Here is a 20,230-nt window from a genome sequence, read left to right as displayed (position 1 = left end):
TGTATATCGATTTTTCAGCGCCGCGGTTCGGCGATGGGATTGCTGATATCGGCGTTTCAGCCCGACAATCTCTGGTTATGGGTCAGGGATACCTCGCTGGTATCACCCGTCAGCGCATAGCGTTCCCAGTCCAGCACCCACGCCCCTGATGCGCCGGAAATCGAAAACAGGTTATAGGCAGCCTGCGGCTTTTTGTTGCCCGGCCCCTGGCTGGCCGAGGCAATACCCACCACCGGCACGCGGCCATGGCGATTGTGTAGCCAGTTCAGCGTGTTGAGATGGGTATGGCCATGCAGCACCAGTTCGGCCCCGCCCAGCGAGATCGCTGCGGCAAAGCGGCGGATGCCGATCATCCGCTTGTGCTGCGAGGCGGCACCCCGAACAGGGGGATGATGGATCAGCACCACCCGGAACAGGCCTTCTTCGCCAGCTTGGCGCAGCAATTGGGCAGTTTCACGGGCCTGGCGCGAGCTGAAATAGCCACTGGCGGAAAAGGGCGGGGTGGCGATGGAGGTGGAACAACCGATCAGCCCGACCGGTCCCCGGCGGCGAAAGGTCGGCCAGAGCTTGAAATCCTTGCGCCAGATGTCCGGGTCCGTGTCGCCGCGCACATAGTCATACCAGGCATGCATTGCCTTTTCGTGGGCGCCGGGCACATAGGCATCGTGATTGCCCGGCACGACCGATGTCGTGGCCGGTGGGCCGACCGTACGCAGCCATTCGGCGGCCTTGTTGATTTCCAGCCCGGATGCCAGATTGACGAGATCGCCTGTAACGGTCAGATGGTCAGGGGCTTTGGCGTGAATATCGGCCACCAAAGCCTCCAGCGTGCCGGAGACCATATGTTTTGCCCGGTTGCGGTGCCAGTTGACATAGCCTGTGATGCGCTTCGATGCCAATTCTCGAAAGGTGAGATGTGGCATAGGTCCCAGATGGATATCGGATATATGGGCGAGTTTGAACATGAACCTTATCTATACTTTCCGGGCAGCGGGGCAAGCGCGATGACACTGTATCCATCAGGGTCTCAACCGGATGACAGCCGGTTGAGTTCCGTGAAAAAATGTGTGGTGCGGCTGTTACACGTTTATTTCGCCATCACACGCGGTATGACGCTTGGGGTGCGGGCCGCCTGTTTTGATGAGGATGGCCGGATTTTTCTGGTGCGGCACACCTATCTTCCCGGCTGGTACATGCCCGGCGGCGGGGTGGAGCGCGGCGAAACGGCGAGCCAAGCTCTGGAAAAGGAATTGCGGGAAGAGGGCAATCTGCTGATGACCGCGCCGCCCGTTCTGTTGCAATCCTACCTGAACCGCACCGCCAGCCGCCGCGATCATGTGTTGTTTTACCGCACCCTGGTGCGCCAGACCGCGCCGCGCCTGCCGGACCGGGAAATCGCCGAATCGGGCTTTTTCGCCCTCGACGCTCTCCCGGAGGGAATCAGCCCCGCCACCCGCCGTCGCCTGGCGGAGCTTGTCACGGATGGGCCTTACGCCGATTTCTGGTGAAGAAAGGGAAGGTCCGGGCCAACCGGTATGATTCCCGTCGGGTTGATGGTCTTGTGGCTGCCGTAGTAATGGCCCTTGATATGGTCGATATTGACGGTCTCCGCCACGCCCGGCCATTGGTAGAGCGCCGACAGATAGGCCGATAGCGCCGGATAATCGGCAATGCGGCGGATGTTGCATTTGAAATGGCCGACATAGACCGCATCGAACCGCACCAGCGTGGTGAACAGCCGCCAGTCCGCCTCGGTCAGCGTATCGCCGATCAGGAACTGGCTGGAGGAAAGCCGTTGTTCTAGCATGTCCAGGGTTTCAAACAGCGGGGCAATCGCTTCTTCATAAGCCTCTTGCGTGGTGGCGAAACCCGCCTTGTAGACGCCGTTATTGACGGTGTCGTAGATGCGGTCGTTCAGCGTATCGATCTCGCCCCGCAGCGGCTCGGGATAGAAATCCTTGCTATCGCCTGTGAGCGCATTGAAGGCGGAGTTGAACATGCGGATGATCTCGGCGGACTCGTTGGAGACCACCGTATTCAAATGCTTATCCCAAAGGACCGGCACCGTGACCCGGCCGCTATACTGCGGATCGGCCTTCAGATAGACTTGCCAGAGATAATCCGCACCGAACAGATGATCGCCGGTGGCCGCGCCGTCCTGCTGAAACGTCCAGCCATTTTCCAGCATCAGCGGATGGACGACGGACACTGAGATTAACGCTTCGAGCTTTTTCAATTGGCGGAAAATCAGCGTGCGATGCGCCCAGGGGCAGGCCAGCGACACATAGAGATGGTAACGCCCGGCCTCGGCCTTGAAACCGCCATCGCCGCTTGGCCCCGGCGCGCCATCAGCGGTCAACCAATTGCGAAACCGGCTGGCCGAGCGCTGGAAATGCCCTTTGGTGGCCTTCGTATCGTACCAGGTGTCGCTCCAGACACCATCAACCAGCATGCCCATCGGCTCTTCCTTCCATCGCTGTTTCAAATTTCCGTTGTTCTTATATGCGATGCTGGCGAGGAATTGCGATGATTTGGCTGATGAACAGTGTGTTTTGGGATAAAGCATCGTACCGAAACGTGGAAACCGTTTTTCTGCACGATGCTATAGACGGTCGGAAAATTTGTTGTTATGCAAATTGCCATCGAAATTGGACAGTGATCCCATGACCTTCTGCCGGAACCTGCGACGACGCTGATGCTCTCGACCATCCCTGTGATGGTGTGAACACTCCTGCGCAATTCGCTATACGGTTCCGGTCTTCATGCAAAAGCACGATCTCGTCTACCTCACCGAGGATGCGTCTCACGACGCCATTATCGAACTCATCAACTCGGAAGCTTTCGGCCCTGGCCGGTTTACACGAGCCGCTGCCCGTATTCGGGAGCAGGGCCCGCATGATCGCACGCTGTCCTTCGTCTGCGCCGATCAGGGCGAAACCATTGCCTCGGTGCGCATGACCCCGGTGCTGGCCGGAACAGTCAAAGGCCATATGCTCGGCCCGCTTGCCGTGCGCCCCTCCCATAAATGCCTGGGCATTGGCCGGGAACTGGTGCGCATTGCCATTGAAGCCGCGAGGCGGAGCGGTTCTGAAGCGGTGATCCTGATCGGCGATCCGCCATACTATATGCCGCTCGGCTTTGAAAAAATCGCTTACAATGCCTTGGCATTCCCCGGTCCGGTCGATCCCGGTCGGGTGCTGGTCGTGCCGCTGGCTGAGGATGTGCATGCCCGGCTAAAGGGCGTGATTGGCTGGCGTGATAGCCAAGATGTCATTGCTCTCGATACTATCGAAGATATCGACGAGTGCGAGCCCTTGCGTCTGGCTGCAAACGGCTGAAACGACTACAGCAGATTTAAAGTGTTACGCTGCCATACGTTTTTAAAACGCATGGCAGCGTAACCATATTGGTTAGCGGTTTCCGAGACGATCGGGCGTCTTACCGATGTCGTTATCCCAACGCTTCGAAACGATAGGCTTTTGCCTCATTCCTGATGGAACCGACACCGGGAAAGGGAAGGTGGGCGGCGGCAATTAGATGGCCCGCATCGCTTGCCTGCTCGAAAACCTGCGCGCGCGCCTTGGCGGCACTCGGCTGATCATAATCGAAATCGATAGTGATGGCGGGTTCGCGGAACTGGACCGTTTCGCCATGGACGATATCGCCGACGAACAGCATGGCCGTCCCCTCGCTCTCAAACCGGATCGCCAGATGGCCGGGTGTATGACCGGCACGCAATGTGGCGCTGAAACCGGGAAAGATCGGCCCGTTGTCGTCAAAAATCGTCAGCCGTCCCTCGGCCTCATACGGGTCAAGGCAAAGATGCGCCCGGCCGATCTGGCCTTTGACCCGCTCCGTCACATCAGGCGCATCGGCAGCACCCGGCGACAGCCAGAAACCCGCTTCAGTGCGGCCGGCGTGGACCATGGCGTTGGGGAAAATCGGCGCACCATCGCGCACCAGCCCGCCGGTGTGATCGGCATGAATATGGGTGAGAATGATGTCATCGACATCGGCGGGGCTGAGGCCGAGTGCGTTCAGCCCGGCAGAAAGCTTGCCATGGTCCGGCCCGAAGAGTTGGCCGGAACCAGCGTCAATCAGCACAGTCCGTTCAGGGGTTTTGATGAGGAAGCAGTTGACGGACAGCGAGGTCGCGGCATCTGCAAACCCCTCCGCAACGGGCTCGCCATTGCGGCGATAAAGCTTGCCGACATCGGCGGTCAGAATGCCATCCTGAAGGGCGAAGATCTGCGCTGCTCCAAGTGTGAAGTGATAGGGGGACATGGGGAGTTCCTTGGACGGGGGGACAAGCGAATATCGAGGCTTACAGCTGTTTTCTCATCCAGGTGACGCTGTAGCTCTCTGCCGGGTCTGCCAGACTGCCAAATGTTTCATACCCCAGTTTTTCATAGAGCCGTCGGGCAGTTGGATTCATGGTATCCACTATAGAAGCTTTGCATCCTCGCCTTCTGCCTTCGCCTTCGGCCAGCATAAGCAACTGACTGGCAAGCCCCTGACCGCGACGATATTCGGGGACAAACAACAATTCCGTATAAAGCCAGGCTCTACCTGTGTATCCGATTAAACCACCATCAACGATTCCATCCTGATCTTTAAGCGGGATGAAAAGTTTTCGTCGTAGACTGAGATGTTCTCTGTTAAAATCGAGTATTGCCGTTTCAATGGTTTCAAGGGCGTCTTCGGGCACGTCATCAAAAATCTCAAGCACCAATTTGTCCATCGCCGTCCCTCATGCCGCCACAGAGCTGCAATCACCACCGCTTCACCATCATCGTAAGCGCAAAGTTGTCGATAAAATGCTCAATTGTCCCGAAAACCTCATAGCCATATTTTTGATAGGCCTTTGTCGCAACCGGATTGGCGGTTTGAATATGCGCGCCTTTGCAACCACGCTTGCACGCCTCATTCTCTGCCAAAGCCAGCAATTTTCCTGCAAGGCCTTGGCCACGAAGCGCTTCTGGAATGAACATAATGTCGATATCCAGCCAGCCTCTCGCGGTGCGCCCAATCAATCCGCCCAAAATCTCCCCATCATGATGCTCAATGGGGATAAACAGGCTTTTATGACCACCCGTTTTACCAAACATCACATCATTATGAGCTGTCAGCCAGCCGGAGATCAGGGTTTGGGTGTCGGACGGCACCTCATCCAAAACTGCAAGCGAAATATCGTTCGTCATCGCAAATCTCATTTATGTTTATACAATAACCAAATTATCCCATGAGCTAACAAAAGAGCAACAAGAGCGAGAGGAACTTGCAGAACTGCTCCAGCACTGAGGAGCAGTAACAGATCATAGCCAGAGAAAATCACCTTCTCAATGACATAGTGAGCAAACCAGACACCTGAAGGAAAAATCAAAAATGCAGCAGTCCAGCCGCCAGGCAGCGGATTTTTCGTGAAAATCACGTTTGCGATGTGACTGATGGCATTCGCGAAAATGGCAGCATAGCTCAATGTGAACAGCGTGAATGCAAGATGGCTTCCCGTCCATAGCAGCCAAGCGGCGAGCATCAAAAATGCAATCGATAATAGTGTTACAGCAACACAAAACGGATATGTTTTGTACCACCGTACAAGCCAGGTTGACCGGCTTTTTTCAGCCCAAATCGCAATACCACGCGCCTCTTCAACATTATGCAGAACAAATATCAAAACCGCAGCCCACACAAAAAACCGCGGTATTGAACTCATCACCGTCCCTCGCGCCACCACATGGCCGAAACCGCAAACAGCAGCAGAGCCAATCCGCCGAAACCGGCAAACAAGGGCAGGGTGTCCACGCCTTTCAGCAGGGTTTCGCTGGTCATACGGATGGCCATGCGCTCGCCGTCGCTGCTGCGGACCGGGCCGCTGACGGGCAGGATGTCGGGAACGGATACACCGCTGGCCCCGTTGTCCAGCCGCTTGATCAGGCCGTGGGTTGCGTCTGATACCGGTTTCAGGATGTCAGGGGTGGAGATCATCGCCTTGAATTCCGGCGCATCCACCGCGCCGATATGGACGAGGGTGGAAAATTCGCCATTGGCGATGGTGAACAGGCCGGTTTCCGCCATCCGTTGTTCCGCCGTGAAGCGGCCCGGTTCGGTCTGGGTCAAGGTCACGTCCTGCACCTTGCCGGAGGGGCTGGTGATGGTGGCGGGGCCGGGGTCATTGCCGATGGTCTGGCGGGTAATGGTCAGCATCCGGCCACTGGCCCGCGCCGTCAGCGCTTCTTCCTCCAGTTCTGGTTCCTTCATCAGCCAATGGGCGATGCGGCGGTAAAGCGCCACATGCGGGCCGCCACCTTCAAAGCCGCGCGCCCAGAGCCAGCCCTGGTCGGACAATAGCATGGCGACGCGGCCTTGGCCTGCGCGGTTCAGCACCAGCAGCGGCTTGTCATTGGCGGTCATGACCGTTTCACCCTGCGGCGGATCGACATCGACGCTGCGGAACCAGCGGCCCCAATGCGGTGGCTCGGATGCGGCGCCATCGAGATCGCGGGTCACGGGATGTTTCTTGCCGATCTCCGACAGGCGCGGATAAAAGCCACCCTCCTGCATATTGCCGGTTGGGGCTGCGGGCAGAACCGAGGCCAGCGGGGTCATGGCAATCGAATCCTGACCGGCATGTTCGGGGCCAGCCGCAATCAGCAGCGCGCCGCCCTTGCGGACATATTCGGCGATATAATCATAGTAGAGGATCGGCAGCACACCGCGATGCTGGTAGCGGTCGAAGATGATCAGGTCGAAATCACTGATCTTTTCGACAAATAGCTCGCGGGTTGGAAAGGCGATCAGCGACAACTCGTTGATCGGCGTGCCATCCTGCTTTTCCGGTGGCCGAAGAATGGTGAAATGCACCAGATCCACCGAGGCATCGGATTTCAGCAGGTTGCGCCAGGCGCGCTCACCAGCATGCGGTTCGCCTGACACCAGCAGCACCCGCAGGTTCTGGCGGATGCCGTCGATCAGATGCACGGTCTTGTTGTTGGTTTCCGTCACTTCGCCGGGCAGGCCTGAGACGGAAAATTCCAGCACATTTCTACCGGCGCGTGGCACGGCAAAGGAATAGGGCGTTTCCGCACCCGGCACGGCGGTAAACGAACCGCCATCCTGGCCGTTGATCCGCACGGTCACCGTGGCGGGCTGGCTGCCCTTCACCCCTTCATCGATCACCCGCAGCGACATGTCCTGGTTCTGGCCGACAATGCCAAAACGGGGGGCGCGCACCACTTCGATGCGCCGGTCGAATTCATTGGCTTTGCCTGTCAACAGCGTGTGGACCGGCGCATCCATGCCGAGCGTCTTCAGGTTGGACGGCACATCATGCACTTGTCCATCGGTGATGAAGATCGCAGCACCAACCCGCGCTGGCGGCACGTCGGATATTGCAGAGGATAGCGCTTCGAACAGCCGGGTCGATGGCGTGTCGGCGTTTTCCGGCGTCGAGGCTTCGACAATACGCGGCTCTATGCCGGGGAAGCGGGCCAGCTTATCCTTGACGCCCTGCAGGGCCTGATCGGTCATCGCCTTGCGGCTGGCGATATCGGTCTGGCTCTGGCTGCGGTCAACGATCACAGGCACCACTGTCGAGAGCTTGTCGCGGTTCTCAGACAGAAGCTGCGGATTGGCGAGGGCGGCGATCAAGGCGGCAAAGGCGATCAGCCGGATCGTTGCCCCGCGTATGCCACGGCGAAAGCCGATAGCCGCGACGGCCAGCGCCAGCAAGGCCAGCGCGGCCAGTGCCCAGAGAGGCAGGAAGGGGGAGAAGGACAGGCTCATCTTATTGACCCAGCCTTTCCAGCAGGGCCGGAACATGGACCTGATCGGCTTTGTAATTGCCGGTCAGCATATACATCATGATATTGACCCCGACGCGGTAAGAGATTTCCCGCTGGTTTTCATCGGGCGGCACGGTCGGCAGCATGGGCACACCATTGGCGTCGATGGCCCAGGCGGAGAGAAAATCATTGCCGGTGATGATGATTGGCGACACACCGTCACCGCCCGAAGTTAGGCCGTTCTGGCTGGTGCGTGCCTCCTGGCGTGCCTCGACCCAGAGCGGACTGCCCGTATAGCGGCCCGGATAGGTATGCAGCAGATAGAAGGACCGGTTGATCACATGGTCCTTCGGCACCGGCTCCAGTGGCGGAATATCGATATTGGCAAGGATCTCGCGCAGGCGCTCGCCATTGGCGCTGGTCCCGGCGTCTCCTTGCCCACCCATGCTGCCCAATTGGTCGCGGGTGTCGAACAGCACGGTCCCGCCGGAGCGCATATAGGCATCGATCCGGCTGATGGACTCGGCGCTTGGCATCGGCGCGCTAGCAGAAATCGGCCAGAAGATGATCGGGTAAAGCGACAGCTCGTCTTTGGCAATGTCCAGCCCGACCGGCGCGCCCGGCTCCAGCGTGGTGCGATAGGTGAGAAATTCGGTGAGCCCACTTAAGCCCCGTTCCGAAATGCTATCGACGTCCTGCTCTCCGGTTTTCACATAGGCCAGATGGGTGGTGTCCAGCCGTTGCAGTAGGATGTCGTCGCCGGGTTTAGCGTCAGTGGCAAAGCTGCGGTCGGCAGGCATCAAGGCCAGCGCTGCGGCCAGCACCACGAGAGCACCAGCGCTTTTGGCGATCCGGGCTTTCGGCATCCGAGCAAAGGCGCCGCCCATGGCAAGCACCACCAGACTGTCAATGATGAACAGGGCCAGTGCGATACCCAGCAACGGCGGCTTCAGCGGTGTAGCACTTGCTCCGGCCAGCGGCTCGCGCACCACCGGAACCGTCACGCCATCGAGGTTTAACGGTTTCAACTCGGCACCTGCTGGCAGAAGGTTGAGGGCAGAAAATCCATCTTCGGAGCCGTAAAGGCCGGGTGGATTGTCAAATGTTGCGGCAGGCGGGCGTTTAGCTCCCAGCTCCAGCGGTTTGGCATTGCTGGCTTCCGCCGTCAGTCCGCCATGCTCGGTCAGCAGCCGGTAGGGCGGCAGGCTGGCGGCTGCGGCGGTCGCATTGCTACCGGTATTGGTTCCGCTAGCATGGGCCATCTGCACGACCCGGCGCAGCATTTCCACGAAATCGCCCGAAATTGGCAGATTGGACCAGCTGGCCTCGGCGCTGACATGGAACAGCACGATGCGCCCGGCACCGCTATCCCTGGCGGTGACCAGCGGCGTGCCATCGCCAAGGCTTGCCCAGGTGCGACTGGCGAGGTCAGGGGTCGGCTCGGCCAGAACCTGCCGCTTGACCAGCACGCCATCGGGCGGCGCTAGCCCGGCAAACGGGCTGGTGGGCGGGAAGGGAGCCAGCGATTGCGGCTCCGACCAGGAGAGCGCGCCGCCCAATTGGCGCTCACCCTGACGCAGCGTCACCGGCACCAACGGATCATCGGCAGGGGCAGCGGCCAGCCTTGGTCCGGCAAAGCGGATCAGCGTGCCGCCGCGTTGTAGCCAGCGTTGTAGCTGTTGCTGCACATCCGGTGGCAGGCGGCCGATATCGGCCATGATCAGGGCCGAGGGGTTCTGCTGCAACAGCTCGGGAATGGCTCTGGCCAGATCCTTGTCACTGGATTTGATCAGGTCGGCATAGGGTTGCAGCGCCCGCTGGATATAATAAAGCGGCGATAGCAGCGGCTGGAATTCGTCATTGGCGTCACCGGCCAGCAGCGCCACCTTGCGGCGGCGAAATCCGTCATCCAATAGCTGGACGGCACCGGCTGTGCCATAACCGGCAAGGCTCAGCCGGGCAAAATCATTGCGCAGCTCGAAAGGGGCGGCAATCTCGGCTGTGGCGACGCTTTGCCCGGCGGCAAAACTGGCGGTGCCTGACGCAATCGGTCGTCCCTGCTGGTCCTGCGCATCGACGATGACCTGCTGGGGATCGGCAGGCGACAAACGGGTGACTTTGGCGACAAGCTGATCGACGCCATTGGTGGCACCGGTCAGGGCGATACTCGCCTTGCCGTCATCGGTGATTAATCGCAATTCGGCAGGGGCCAGTGCGGAGAATTGGCTGCCGATCTGCTCACCTTCCGTGGCGGCGAGACCGTCACTCAGGAAGGCCAGCGTGCCGGGCTTGGTTCCTTTCAACGCTGCCGTCAGCGCCGTGAGGGCGCGGTTGCGGTCCGGCGTCAAAGGCCGTGGCCGGGCGGCGCTTAGTTTTTCGCGGGCGGCGGCGGCATTGACGGGGACTGCATCCTGGGTCAGCTCGGCGGTCAACACCAGGGAAATCGGCAGATTGCTGCTTTCGGCCTCATCGATCAGGCCATTTGCCGTCTCGACGCGGCGCTCCCAATCTCCAACGCTAGCCCAGCTGTTGTCGATGACAAGAACCAGCGGCCCACCGCCGGCAACCGATGTGCCGCGCGGGTTGAGCACCGGTTCGGCCAAGGCCAGAATGACCAGGGTTGCCATTGCCATGCGCAGCAGCGTCAGCCACCAGGGGCTTCGGGCCGGGGTTTCCTCCCGCCTCAGCACCCGGGCCAGAATGCGCAGCGGTGGAAACACTTCCATTTGCGGGCGCGGCGGTGTCAGTTTCAGCAGAAACCAGATCGCTGGCAGCACGACGAGCGCGCCGAGCAGCGCAGGAGTGACAAAGGCAAGCGGAAGACCACCCATTACGCGCCTCCACGGTGGGAAAGCTGCGGAGCGCCAGACAAATGCATATGCACTTTGACCAGCGCTTCGGAGGCCAGCCGGTCGGTGAGATGCGCAGTAAAGCTCCAGCCCAGCCGCCGCAATTCCTCGCTCAAGGCTTCACGGCGCAGGAAATAGGCGCGGCGATAGTCTTCCCGGATGTTTTCGGCGCGACCTGATACCAGCTTTTCGCCGGTTTCCGGGTCGGTAAATTCGGTGCGGCCCGCATAGGGAAACAGTTCTTCCGCCGGATCGGCAACCTCGATGACATGGCCGCGCAACCCGCGCTGGGCCAGCGGTGCAATGCCCGCCATAATCGCATCGGGATCATCAAGAAAATCACCGATCAGCACGATATCGCTGGCATTGCGGATCATGGCGGTATCGGGAAAGCCCTGATTGGGCAGGCCGCTCAGGTCCGGCGCATGGATCAGCGCTGCCGCCAGCCGCTCGGAGGCGTTGCGGGCGGAAATCGGTTCCATGATGCCGGGGCAGCCGATACGCTCGCCGGACCGTGCCAGCACTTCGGCCAGCGCCAGCATCAGCACCAGCGCCCGGCTTTCCTTGGAAACACTGCCGAAGCGGGATTTATACATCATTGAAGGCGACAGATCGGCCCAAAGCCAGATCGTGTGGGCCGCTTCCCATTCGCGGTCGCGGATATAGAGATGATCGTCGCGGGCCGAGCGGCGCCAATCGATTCCGGCCAGGCTTTCGCCCTCCGCATAGGGGCGGAACTGCCAGAAATTTTCGCCAATGCCGCGTTTTCTGCGGCCATGCCAGCCGGAAATGACGGTATTGGCGATCCGCTTGGCTTCCACCATGCAATCGGGAATGAGGGCAGCGCGTTGGCGGGCGCGGGCCAGAACATCCCCGGTCGGGGTTTTCTCGACGATCCGTCCGTCAACAGGCCCTCTGATCGCTTCCGGTGCAAATCCTGCCAAAACGCTACCGCTCCCTCACGCTTTGCTGTGCTTGATTGGGTTGTGCTTAATGAGGCCAGCGATCACGTCACGCACCGCCATGCCTTCGGCACGGGCCGCAAAGGTCAAGGCCATGCGGTGCTGAAGCACCGGTTCGGCCAGCGCATGCACATCATCGATAGATGGCGCAAGACGGCCTTCGTAGAGCGCGCGGGCGCGGGCGCAGAGCATCAAGGCCTGTCCGGCGCGCGGACCGGGACCCCAGGCGACATGCTTGTCGGTGTCCGTATGACCTTGGCCGGGCCGGGCGGCGCGCACCAGCGACAGGATGGCATCGACCACGCTGTCGGGCACCGGCATTTGGCGGACCAGCTTCTGTATGTCGAGCAGGCGCGGCGCGTCGAGTACGGCGCTGGCATGGCTGTCACTGACACCGGTCGTGTCGAGCAGGATCTGCCGTTCCGCCGCCAAATCCGGGTAGCCGACATCGACCTGCAACAGGAAACGGTCGAGCTGGGCTTCCGGCAGCGGATAGGTGCCTTCCTGTTCCAGCGGGTTCTGAGTGGCCAGCACATGGAAAGGGGCGGGCAGATCATAACGCTGACCGGCAATGGTAATGTGATATTCCTGCATGGATTGCAGCAGGGCGGATTGGGTGCGCGGGCTGGCCCGGTTGATTTCATCGGCCATCAGCAACTGCGCAAAGACCGGTCCCTTGACGAAGCGGAAGGAGCGGCGGCCATGCTCGTCCTGGTCCATCACCTCGGTGCCGAGAATGTCTGATGGCATCAGGTCGGGGGTGAACTGGATTCGGTTGGCGTCCAGCCCCAGCACGGTGCCGAGCGTCGTCACCAGTTTGGTTTTGGCCAGGCCCGGCACGCCGACCAGCAGCGCATGGCCGCCAGAGAGAATGGCCAGCAGGGTGTTTTCCACGACCTTTTCCTGGCCGAAAATAACCTTGGAGACCTCGGCGCGCACGCTGGCAATCTCGGCCAGGGCCTGTTCAGCCAGAGCGACGATGGCTTTTTCATCGAGCGCGGTGTCCGTGGTGTTGATCATGCCCATGGCGGTCTCCGTTGGCTCATATCGTCATTGGTAGGTAAGGCAGGCCTGTGCCGATTGCCAGAAGAATCGATCATTACGTGTATCGGCGCAGTTTATCTAACTTATTCCCCGTGGGGCGGCTGACAAGCGGGTTTCAAATGACTATCTCGTGTCCCATGTCTCACTTCGATGTCTAATAAGGTTAAAACCGGGACGCAAACATGGCAGGCGATGAAAACAATGACGCGGGCGATGCGGCTGGATTGGTTGCGATGATTGCCCGTGCCGCCGACCAGACGGCAGGGGGCAAGTCCGGTCTTCCACCGGTTGAGCGCTGGAACCCGGCGTTTTGCGGCGATATCGACATGGAAATCCTGGCCGATGGCACTTGGCTCTATCTCGGCACGCCGATTGGCCGCGCGCCCTTGGTGCGGTTGTTTTCAACCGTGTTGCGCAAGGACGAGGATGGGAAGACCTATCTGGTCACGCCTGTGGAAAAACTGGGAATCAAGGTCGCAGACGCCCATTTCGTCGCCGTGGAAATGACGGTTGGCGCAAGCAATGGCGAACCTGTCTTGACCTTTCGCACCAATGTCGGTGATCTCGTTGAGGCCGGGCCGGAGCATCCACTGCGGTTTGTGATCGAGGGCGAGCACCAGCAATTGAAACCCTATCTTGCCGTGCGCGGACGGTTGGAGGCGCTGGTGTCACGCGCCGTCACCTATGAGTTGATGGCGCTGGGCGAGGTCATCGACATCGACGGACAGGCGATGTTTGCCATCCGCTCCGGCGGGCAGACATTTGCCGTGATGCCAGCGGCGGATCTGGATGGATTGGCATCATGACGGAAACCAACCGGAATAATCTGACCCTGTCAGGCTTCACCGCCGATGAATTTCGCCGCCGGGCGCAGAGCCAGAGCGGTGCGCCACTGGAAACCGCGTGGCGCGACCATGGCGATCATGTGTTGAATGCCGAGATATTGCTGAAGCTGGAAGGCTTGCGGCTGAAGGATGCCGCCGTGCTGGTGCCTGTCGTGGATGATGGCGATGATGCGCGGATCATCCTGACCCAGCGCACCACAACGCTGCGCAAGCATTCCGGTCAGATCGCCTTTCCCGGCGGCGGTATCGATGCGGAAGATGCAAGCCCGGAAGCGGCGGCACTGCGCGAGGCGGAAGAGGAAATCGGCCTTGATCCGCGCTTTGTCGAAACCGTCGGACGGTTGCCGCATTATCTCGCAGGCACCGGCTTTCGCATCACGCCGGTGCTGGCGGTGGTGCAGCCAGGATTTCAACTGACCATCAACCCGGATGAAGTGGCCGATGTGTTTGAAGTGCCGCTATCCTTCCTGATGGACCCCGATAATCACCGCCGCGACAGCAAGGTCTTTAATGGGACGACCAGGCATTTTTATGTGATGCCCTATGGCGAGCGCCAGATCTGGGGCATTACCGCAGGCATTCTGCGCACGCTTTATGAAAGGCTTTATGCATGACGACGGTTGCGGATCAGCCCTGGTTTCAGGATGCGGCGCTAGCCAAGGTCTTTGCCCTGTTAAACGCTGATGGCGGCGAGGTGCGGGTGGTGGGCGGCGCGGTGCGCAACAGTCTGCTGGGTGAACCGGTAGGCGATATCGATCTTGCCACCACGCTTGTCCCCTCCGAAGTGACGGCCCGGGCCGAGGCGGCAGGTATTAAGGCGGTGCCAACAGGCATTGAGCATGGCACAGTGACGCTGGTGATCGGCGGCAAGCCGTTTGAAGTGACGACGCTGCGGCGTGACGTGGAAACCAATGGCCGCCACGCCGAGGTCGCGTTTGGCACCGACTGGCAGGTGGATGCCGAGCGGCGCGATTTCACCATCAACGCGCTCTATGCCACGGCGTCTGGCGAGGTCATCGATCCGGTCGGCGGGCTGGCAGATCTAGAAACTGGCACGCTGCGATTCATTGGCGATGCTCGCCTGCGGATTGCCGAGGATTATCTGCGGGTGCTGCGCTTCTTCCGGTTTTTTGCCTGGTATGGGCGCGGACGCCCGGATGCCGACGGCCTGCGGGCCTGTGCGGCAGCGCGTGACGAATTGCACCGGCTGTCTGCCGAGCGGGTCTGGTCGGAGACGAAAAAACTCCTTTCCGCCAAAGACCCGGGCCGGGCGCTGCTGTGGATGCGCCAATCCGGCGTGTTGACGGCGATCCTGCCGGAAACGGAAAAATGGGGGATCGATGCCATTCCGGGCCTGATTGCTACGGAAACGGCCCTGAATTGGCAGAGGGAGCCCCTGTTGCGGCTGGTGGCAATGGTGCCCAATGACCCTGAGCGGATGAAGGGACTGGCCGAACGGCTGAAACTGTCGCGGGCCGAGGCGGAGTTTTTGCAGCGCTTTGCCACCGCGCCGAAGATCAAGGACGATATGGCCGATCTTGCGCTCGACCGGTTGCTCTATCGGCACGACAAGCCGGGCATTGTCGCGCAGTTGAAACTGTCGCTGGCTTCAGCCCGTGCCAAGGCAGAAGGGGATACGGCCAGCATGGCGGCGTCGGCCCGCTGGTTTAGGCTGCTGCAACGGGCGCAAGCTTTCGAAAAGCCGGTCTTTCCCATCACCGGCAGTGATGCCATTGCCGCCGGTCTTGCGCCCGGACCAGAGATTGGTCGGGTGTTATCGACACTGGAAGACAGCTGGGTTCAGGCCAATTTCACCTTCAGCCGGGAAAAGCTTCTTTCCCGGCTTAAAGAGGCGGTGACGCCGTCGGGTTGATTGTTGTTACGCGGCGTGGTTGGCGGAATTGTCTTGCTCTGGGCGGTTTGCCTTCATGGGGCTGCCGCCGGTTTCGATAATCCGCGCCCGGACCGTCGGGACAATATTTTCACGGATCACGCTGTCTCCATGTACCATGCGGATATGGTCAACCGCACGATGCACCACCTCGGCTTCTTCCTTGGCATGGGTATGCCATTCGCAACCGGGTACGAGACGTCCACATTCGAATTGTTTCATGGTTCTTTCCTCCCGAAGCATTGCTGCGGTGAGGGGGCGTTGGCAACGACCCCTCAAAGGTCAGTGCTTCCTGTTATTTAGGAATTATCGCATGAAGCTTGCTAAACGCCGCGCCTGGCGGCTTTTCGCTCTCTTGCCATTGCTATGAAGGGACATGTCCATCCCTTCATAAGCTATTGTTTCGCCAGATTATTTATTCCGGCATCGCCCAGGCGTAAAACACCGAGCTTGATCCGTTGACCGTGTTTTTGCTAACCATTTTATGGGCGTCGTTGGCGCGGTGTTCGCGGCCATGAAGGCCGGCAAGCCGCAATTTTGCCTGTTCGACAAAGTAGCAATGCGGCAGATTGGCATCGCTGGACGCTTTCAGGTCATGCGCCATGCGATCGATGAGTTCCGCCGTGTCGATCAGTCGGTCGCGACCGGTCCGATCTGCGGAATTCGTCATGTCCGTGGGAATAGTCATGCTGTGCGTAGCCATTGCAATCCTCCTCCTCATTCCATAGGCGACAGGATAACACGGGAACGCGACATGCCAATGTTAATTTTCGATTAACGGGCCTGTAATGCAGTTTTTGTTAATCAAGATAATATGAATTGAACGTTATCGCAGCAAAAGACCCTATAATTATGGGGTTTTTGCTGCGATCAGACCCATTCTGAAGCAGATTTCCGCCTCAAGGCCAGCGGACGAGGGGCGGAAGCGACGACAAAATCGATTCGACATTGCCGCCGGTCTTCAGGCCAAAAATCGTGCCGCGATCATAGAGCAGGTTGAACTCCACATAACGGCCACGGCGCACCAGCTGTTCTTCCCGGTCTTCTTCGGTCCATGGTGTGTTGAAGTTGCGCCGGACCAGATCGGGATAGACGGCAGCGAACTGGCGTCCGACATCCTGCACGAAGGCGAAATTGGCGGCCCAGAGGTCGAATTTTTCCCCGGCATGCAGCCAGTCGAAGAAAATTCCGCCGATGCCACGCGGTTCCTGGCGATGCGGCAGAAAGAAATATTCCTCGCACCATGCTTTGTAATGGGGATAATCGGCGACGTCAGGATGGGCCGCACAGGCGGCTTCGAGAGCGGCATGAAAGGCAACGGTATCGGCATCGTCCTGCGTTCTGCGTCGATCCAGCACCGGGGTCAGATCCGCCCCGCCGCCGAACCATTGGCTGGTGGTGACCACCATGCGGGTGTTCATATGCACCGCCGGAACATGCGGATTGCAGGAATGGGCGATGAGCGAGATGCCCGAGGCCCAGAACCGTGGGTCTTCCTCGGCACCCGGCATCTGCTTGCGAAATTCCGGCGAAAATTCGCCATGCACCGTGGAGGTATGAACGCCGACCTTCTCGAACACCCGGCCATTCATCATCGACATGCGTCCGCCACCGCCAAGCCCTTCTTCACGCTGCCAATCCTTAGGCGTGAAGCGTCCGGGCGCACGATCGCTCAAGGGGCCGGTCAATTCGTCTTCCAGCGCCTCGAAGGACCGGCAGATCTGGTCACGAAGGCTTTCGAACCAGGCGCGGGCGGTGGCCTTCTTTACCTCGATATCGTCAGGCAAGCCTTTGGGCAGAATGGGCCGTTGCATATGCTCTCCCTGTCGCCGCTTTCATCAGATCCCGGCGTGTTGATCGAAGCACGCTGACTATCAGATCCAGCGCGGTTGTGCCATCGCCGCCAAGCCACCTGATACTGGAAAAACCATCGCGCATAGCTTATCATCGGGTCTCGAAAGGCCGGGTCTAGAAAGGATTCTCACCATGACAGGAAAGCGTCCTCTTCCGCCGCTCGACGGCCTGAAACGGCAGATTGCCCGCCACCGTGATCGACAGACAAAAGAACGGGGGCAGGCGATACGCGATGCCTCGCCCTTCATTCGGGAAACCTTTCGCCTCAACCGGGAAGAGGCCCGCGCCAAGGCCCGGGAATGGTTCGATGCCTTTCCCAAAGCCGCCTATTGGACCGAAGTGGAAAGCTGGCGGCAATTGGAAGGCGACGCCATCGAGTTCACCATGCGGCGTTTGTCGTCTGCGGATTGAAGTGGGGTACGCCGCCGCACATCTTTCAGCAGCCTGGCGTTGAATATTTCCTAATCGTTAAAATTGCATCCTTTGCCGAAAGGTGATGGAAATATCTTGTAGATTATAAATCCCTTACATTGTGGGGTATTTTTATTCAAAGCGCCAGTCATGCGGTTTGAAACCCACGACGTTGAAGGGGGCAGCATGGATTCCGTATCGATTAATTCCACGTCTGCATCGGCCCTGTCTCTGCTGAGCGGGTCTTCGAAGGCGCTTGAAGCGACCCAGACCAAGGTTGCAACAGGCAAGAAGGTCGATGACGCCTCGGATAATGCGGCCTATTGGTCGATTGCCACGACGATGAAATCCGACAGCCTGTCGCTGTCGAGCGCGGAGGATGCCACCGCTCTGTCGGCTGCCGTCTCTGATACCGCAGCGCTTGGGCTGGAGCAGGCGACGGGGCTGGTTTCCGACATTCAGGCCAAGCTGATTGCATCCAAAGCTGCTGGTGCCAACAAAGGGGCGATCAATGACGAGATCAGCCAGCTCAAGGACCAGCTTTCAACCGTGGCGCAATCCTCCAGCTTCAACGGCCAGAACTGGCTGGCGCTCGATGCCAACCAGTCACCGAAAGTGACCTCAATGGTGTCTTCGGTCGGCTCGGACGGCAGCGGCAATCTGGCCGTCAACGTCACCAATTTCGACACTGCGCAAAGCGTACTGACCAGCAAAAACGATGCAAGCGACGGCATTCTGACGCGCTCGACGCTGACCATTGGCTCTGATGGAAGCGCCAGTGAATATTATCTGATGAATGTCGGTTCCCAGACGCCAGCCGCGCCGACTGCTGCGGAAATTGCCATTTCTGATGATACGTCGAATGCGCAGATCGATGCGATGATCGGCGCCACCCAATCGATCCTTTCCAGCATCACCGATGCCAGTGCCGCCGTGGGCGCCACCCAGAACCGGATTTCCAACAGCTCCGATTTGATGAAAGATCTACAGGATACCGCCACGGTCAGCATTGGTCGCTTGACCGATGCCGATATGGAAGAGGAAGCCACCAAGCTTTCGGCGCAAAGCGTCCAATCCCAGTTGCAGACGGCCAGCCTCAGCATTGCCAACAGCCAGCAGAAGAGCCTCGCACAGCTGTTCATGTGACAGCTGTGCCAAGGTGATGGCTCTTGCAAACACGCCTTACCGCTTGCGCGATCTGTTGCGCTTGCGGGTATTGCCTGGTTGATTGCTGGCTTGCTTAACGGGCGCGGGCGTATTGGCGACAGCGACAGGCTCGGAAATCGTTTGGACAGGCGCTTCGGGAACCAATTCGTCAGGAGCCAGCATCTGCGCAGTGTCTGTATTGTCTTCAGGGGTGACCGGCTCGGAGAGCGGGGCATCGGGTGACTGTGGCGGGATGGCGTCGTGCGTGTTGTCGGCTGCCACCGCGTCGATGGGTTCGACAGATGGCTCCAGCTCCGGTTCCAATGAAACCGGCTCCTCAACGATAACTCTTTCATCATCGTTTCTGTCATTGTCGTTCATGGCATTGGCTTGGGGGGCACTGGCTTCAGGCACGACAGGCGGAACGACCAGAGCCAGAAGCGGCGGAATTGCATTTTCAACCAGTGCGGCTGTGCTTGCCGTGTCCGAGACATTGGCGGGTGACGCGGACAACGTCTGCGCCAAAAGATCGGTGATTTTCAGCGCTCCCGGCAGGGATGTGTTGGTCGAATGGCCGGCGCGTGCGACACGGACGATATTGGTCACCTTAGCGGTGGCATTCAATTCGCCGTACCAGTCGAGTTCCCCGATGATCGCCAAGGGTGGCGAAAACGGCGCGGGCAGCCCGACGCGCGTGCTGAAGGTGATGATCTGTAACCGCTCCGCCAGGATGGTAAGCCGCTCGGGTGCTTCTTTTTCAATGGCGCTCAGCGCTTCGGCAACGATCTGGTTGCCTTTGGAATGGCCAGTGACGAGGTTGAAACGCAGGTCCGGGTGGCACAGCAGCGCCTGGACCGTATCGGCATCGAGACTGGTGCGGCGCGGCGGTTGTGATGGTTTCGGGCGGCGCTGGTATGCACCGAATTGTGGACGTCCGACCAGATCGTCGATCATCTCGAAATTGCGGCGCAGAAAGCCCAGCGGGCCAAAGAAGAAAGCGCCGCCCAAGGCCTCGGCGACGACATCGCCCAGTCCATAGCCGGACACCACCGCGCAGACCGGCGCCTTGATGGCGTCGGCGACATTGCGGGCAAAGGCGGCAGCCCCAGCGGCTGAGCCGCCAATGCCGGCCACCGCCATGGCCCGCACCTCGCGGCCACCGCGCAGCAGATATTCATCCACCGTTTCGCACAGCGTCAACATGCCCTGGCCAGTGGGCGGCACGATCATGATCAGCCCTTCGGCGGCCAATGCGTCGCTGATATAGAAGGCCTCATCCGAGGTCAGCGCCCGGATGTCGTAATAGAGGGCGTCGAGGCTGCTGTTGCGCAAACGCCAGGGCTCCAGCGCGGCATTGCGCAAGGGCCGCTTTTGCAGCCTTTCCGGCAGCGAGAGCGATCGGGCAAATTGGGTCAAGCCAAAGGTGAAGGCTGTCTCGAACATT

21 protein-coding genes are annotated in these 20,230 nt (G+C 59.6%); 7 read left to right on the top strand and 14 right to left on the bottom strand.

The window, feature by feature from the left end; genetic code table 11:
* Positions 1-56: 56 nt before the first annotated feature.
* Complete coding sequence (locus AVI_RS12780) at positions 57-965, bottom strand: metallophosphoesterase family protein (protein WP_015916742.1); 909 nt, start codon at positions 963-965, stop codon at positions 57-59.
* A 39-nt stretch (positions 966-1,004) separates the two neighbouring features.
* Here AVI_RS12780 and AVI_RS12775 point away from each other — a divergent pair, with 39 nt between their 5' ends.
* Positions 1,005-1,508 carry an NUDIX domain-containing protein gene (locus AVI_RS12775; protein WP_139192298.1) on the top strand — a complete coding sequence of 168 codons (504 nt, stop codon included), beginning with the start codon at positions 1,005-1,007 and terminating at the stop codon, positions 1,506-1,508.
* Here AVI_RS12775 and AVI_RS12770 read toward each other — a convergent pair.
* On the bottom strand, positions 1,490-2,458 hold the full coding sequence (locus tag AVI_RS12770; RefSeq protein ID WP_015916740.1) for a glutathione S-transferase family protein: 969 nt from the start codon (positions 2,456-2,458) through the stop codon (positions 1,490-1,492). The genes AVI_RS12775 and AVI_RS12770 overlap by 19 nt on opposite strands.
* A gap of 304 nt (positions 2,459-2,762) precedes the next feature.
* Here AVI_RS12770 and AVI_RS12765 point away from each other — a divergent pair, with 304 nt between their 5' ends.
* The gene (locus AVI_RS12765) at positions 2,763-3,338 is read left to right on the top strand and encodes a GNAT family N-acetyltransferase (protein ID WP_015916739.1); all 576 of its coding nucleotides are present in this window, start codon (positions 2,763-2,765) and stop codon (positions 3,336-3,338) included.
* A gap of 112 nt (positions 3,339-3,450) precedes the next feature.
* Here AVI_RS12765 and AVI_RS12760 read toward each other — a convergent pair whose 3' ends face one another.
* The 8 genes from AVI_RS12760 to AVI_RS12725 are packed head-to-tail and all read right to left on the bottom strand — an operon-like array spanning position 3,451 to position 12,621.
* Positions 3,451-4,284 carry an MBL fold metallo-hydrolase gene (locus AVI_RS12760; RefSeq protein ID WP_015916738.1) on the bottom strand — a complete coding sequence of 278 codons (834 nt, stop codon included), beginning with the start codon at positions 4,282-4,284 and terminating at the stop codon, positions 3,451-3,453.
* 40 nt (positions 4,285-4,324) lie between these two features.
* A complete protein-coding gene (locus AVI_RS12755; protein WP_015916737.1) occupies positions 4,325-4,741 on the bottom strand; it encodes a GNAT family N-acetyltransferase in 417 nt (138 codons plus the stop codon).
* Positions 4,742-4,772: 31 nt separating this feature from the next.
* Positions 4,773-5,201, bottom strand: a complete 429-nt coding sequence (locus tag AVI_RS12750; RefSeq protein WP_015916736.1) for a GNAT family N-acetyltransferase — start codon at positions 5,199-5,201, stop codon at positions 4,773-4,775.
* Between the two features lie 8 nt (positions 5,202-5,209).
* The gene (locus AVI_RS12745; RefSeq protein ID WP_015916735.1) at positions 5,210-5,716 is read right to left on the bottom strand and encodes an HXXEE domain-containing protein; all 507 of its coding nucleotides are present in this window, start codon (positions 5,714-5,716) and stop codon (positions 5,210-5,212) included.
* Positions 5,716-7,785, bottom strand: a complete 2,070-nt coding sequence (locus AVI_RS12740) for a membrane protein (RefSeq protein ID WP_015916734.1) — start codon at positions 7,783-7,785, stop codon at positions 5,716-5,718. The genes AVI_RS12745 and AVI_RS12740 overlap by 1 nt, the downstream gene beginning before the upstream one ends.
* Position 7,786: 1 nt before the next feature.
* Positions 7,787-10,615 carry a DUF4159 domain-containing protein gene (locus AVI_RS12735; RefSeq protein WP_015916733.1) on the bottom strand — a complete coding sequence of 943 codons (2,829 nt, stop codon included), beginning with the start codon at positions 10,613-10,615 and terminating at the stop codon, positions 7,787-7,789.
* Positions 10,615-11,577, bottom strand: coding sequence for a DUF58 domain-containing protein (locus AVI_RS12730; protein ID WP_015916732.1), 963 nt, complete (start codon positions 11,575-11,577; stop codon positions 10,615-10,617). Before AVI_RS12730 ends, AVI_RS12735 begins: the two co-directional genes overlap by 1 nt.
* Positions 11,578-11,592: 15 nt before the next feature.
* Positions 11,593-12,621: an AAA family ATPase gene (locus AVI_RS12725; protein ID WP_015916731.1), complete on the bottom strand. Its 1,029-nt coding sequence runs from the start codon at positions 12,619-12,621 to the stop codon at positions 11,593-11,595.
* A 200-nt stretch (positions 12,622-12,821) separates the two neighbouring features.
* Between AVI_RS12725 and AVI_RS12720 the strand changes: the two genes are divergently transcribed.
* The 3 genes from AVI_RS12720 to AVI_RS12710 are packed head-to-tail and all read left to right on the top strand — an operon-like array spanning position 12,822 to position 15,357.
* The gene (locus AVI_RS12720) at positions 12,822-13,445 is read left to right on the top strand and encodes a DUF1285 domain-containing protein (RefSeq protein ID WP_041696921.1); all 624 of its coding nucleotides are present in this window, start codon (positions 12,822-12,824) and stop codon (positions 13,443-13,445) included.
* The gene (locus AVI_RS12715) at positions 13,442-14,098 is read left to right on the top strand and encodes a CoA pyrophosphatase (RefSeq protein WP_015916729.1); all 657 of its coding nucleotides are present in this window, start codon (positions 13,442-13,444) and stop codon (positions 14,096-14,098) included. The genes AVI_RS12720 and AVI_RS12715 overlap by 4 nt, the downstream gene beginning before the upstream one ends.
* Positions 14,095-15,357: a CCA tRNA nucleotidyltransferase gene (locus AVI_RS12710; RefSeq protein WP_015916728.1), complete on the top strand. Its 1,263-nt coding sequence runs from the start codon at positions 14,095-14,097 to the stop codon at positions 15,355-15,357. Before AVI_RS12715 ends, AVI_RS12710 begins: the two co-directional genes overlap by 4 nt.
* 6 nt (positions 15,358-15,363) lie before the next feature.
* On the opposite strand, the gene AVI_RS12705 is transcribed toward AVI_RS12710, so the two are convergent.
* The 3 genes from AVI_RS12705 to hemF all read right to left on the bottom strand — a co-directional run bounded on the left by AVI_RS12705 (position 15,364) and on the right by hemF (position 17,189).
* Positions 15,364-15,597 carry a DUF1059 domain-containing protein gene (locus AVI_RS12705; RefSeq protein WP_049777218.1) on the bottom strand — a complete coding sequence of 78 codons (234 nt, stop codon included), beginning with the start codon at positions 15,595-15,597 and terminating at the stop codon, positions 15,364-15,366.
* A gap of 193 nt (positions 15,598-15,790) precedes the next feature.
* Positions 15,791-16,078 carry a hypothetical protein gene (locus AVI_RS12700; protein ID WP_049777216.1) on the bottom strand — a complete coding sequence of 96 codons (288 nt, stop codon included), beginning with the start codon at positions 16,076-16,078 and terminating at the stop codon, positions 15,791-15,793.
* Positions 16,079-16,274: 196 nt separating this feature from the next.
* Positions 16,275-17,189, bottom strand: a complete 915-nt coding sequence (gene hemF / locus AVI_RS12695) for an oxygen-dependent coproporphyrinogen oxidase (RefSeq protein ID WP_015916726.1) — start codon at positions 17,187-17,189, stop codon at positions 16,275-16,277.
* Positions 17,190-17,361: 172 nt separating this feature from the next.
* Between hemF and AVI_RS12690 the strand changes: the two genes are divergently transcribed.
* Together AVI_RS12690 and AVI_RS12685 are read left to right on the top strand one after the other, a co-directional pair.
* Positions 17,362-17,640, top strand: a complete 279-nt coding sequence (locus tag AVI_RS12690; RefSeq protein WP_015916725.1) for a hypothetical protein — start codon at positions 17,362-17,364, stop codon at positions 17,638-17,640.
* 186 nt (positions 17,641-17,826) lie between these two features.
* The gene (locus AVI_RS12685; protein ID WP_015916724.1) at positions 17,827-18,786 is read left to right on the top strand and encodes a flagellin N-terminal helical domain-containing protein; all 960 of its coding nucleotides are present in this window, start codon (positions 17,827-17,829) and stop codon (positions 18,784-18,786) included.
* A 36-nt stretch (positions 18,787-18,822) separates the two neighbouring features.
* Here AVI_RS12685 and AVI_RS12675 read toward each other — a convergent pair whose 3' ends face one another.
* Positions 18,823-20,229: a hypothetical protein gene (locus tag AVI_RS12675; protein WP_015916723.1), complete on the bottom strand. Its 1,407-nt coding sequence runs from the start codon at positions 20,227-20,229 to the stop codon at positions 18,823-18,825.
* Between the last annotated feature and the right edge of the window lies 1 nt (position 20,230).

This window comes from Allorhizobium ampelinum S4, from assembly GCF_000016285.1.
Lineage (GTDB): Bacteria > Pseudomonadota > Alphaproteobacteria > Rhizobiales > Rhizobiaceae > Allorhizobium > Allorhizobium ampelinum.
This window is presented reverse-complemented; position numbering and strand designations above follow the sequence as displayed.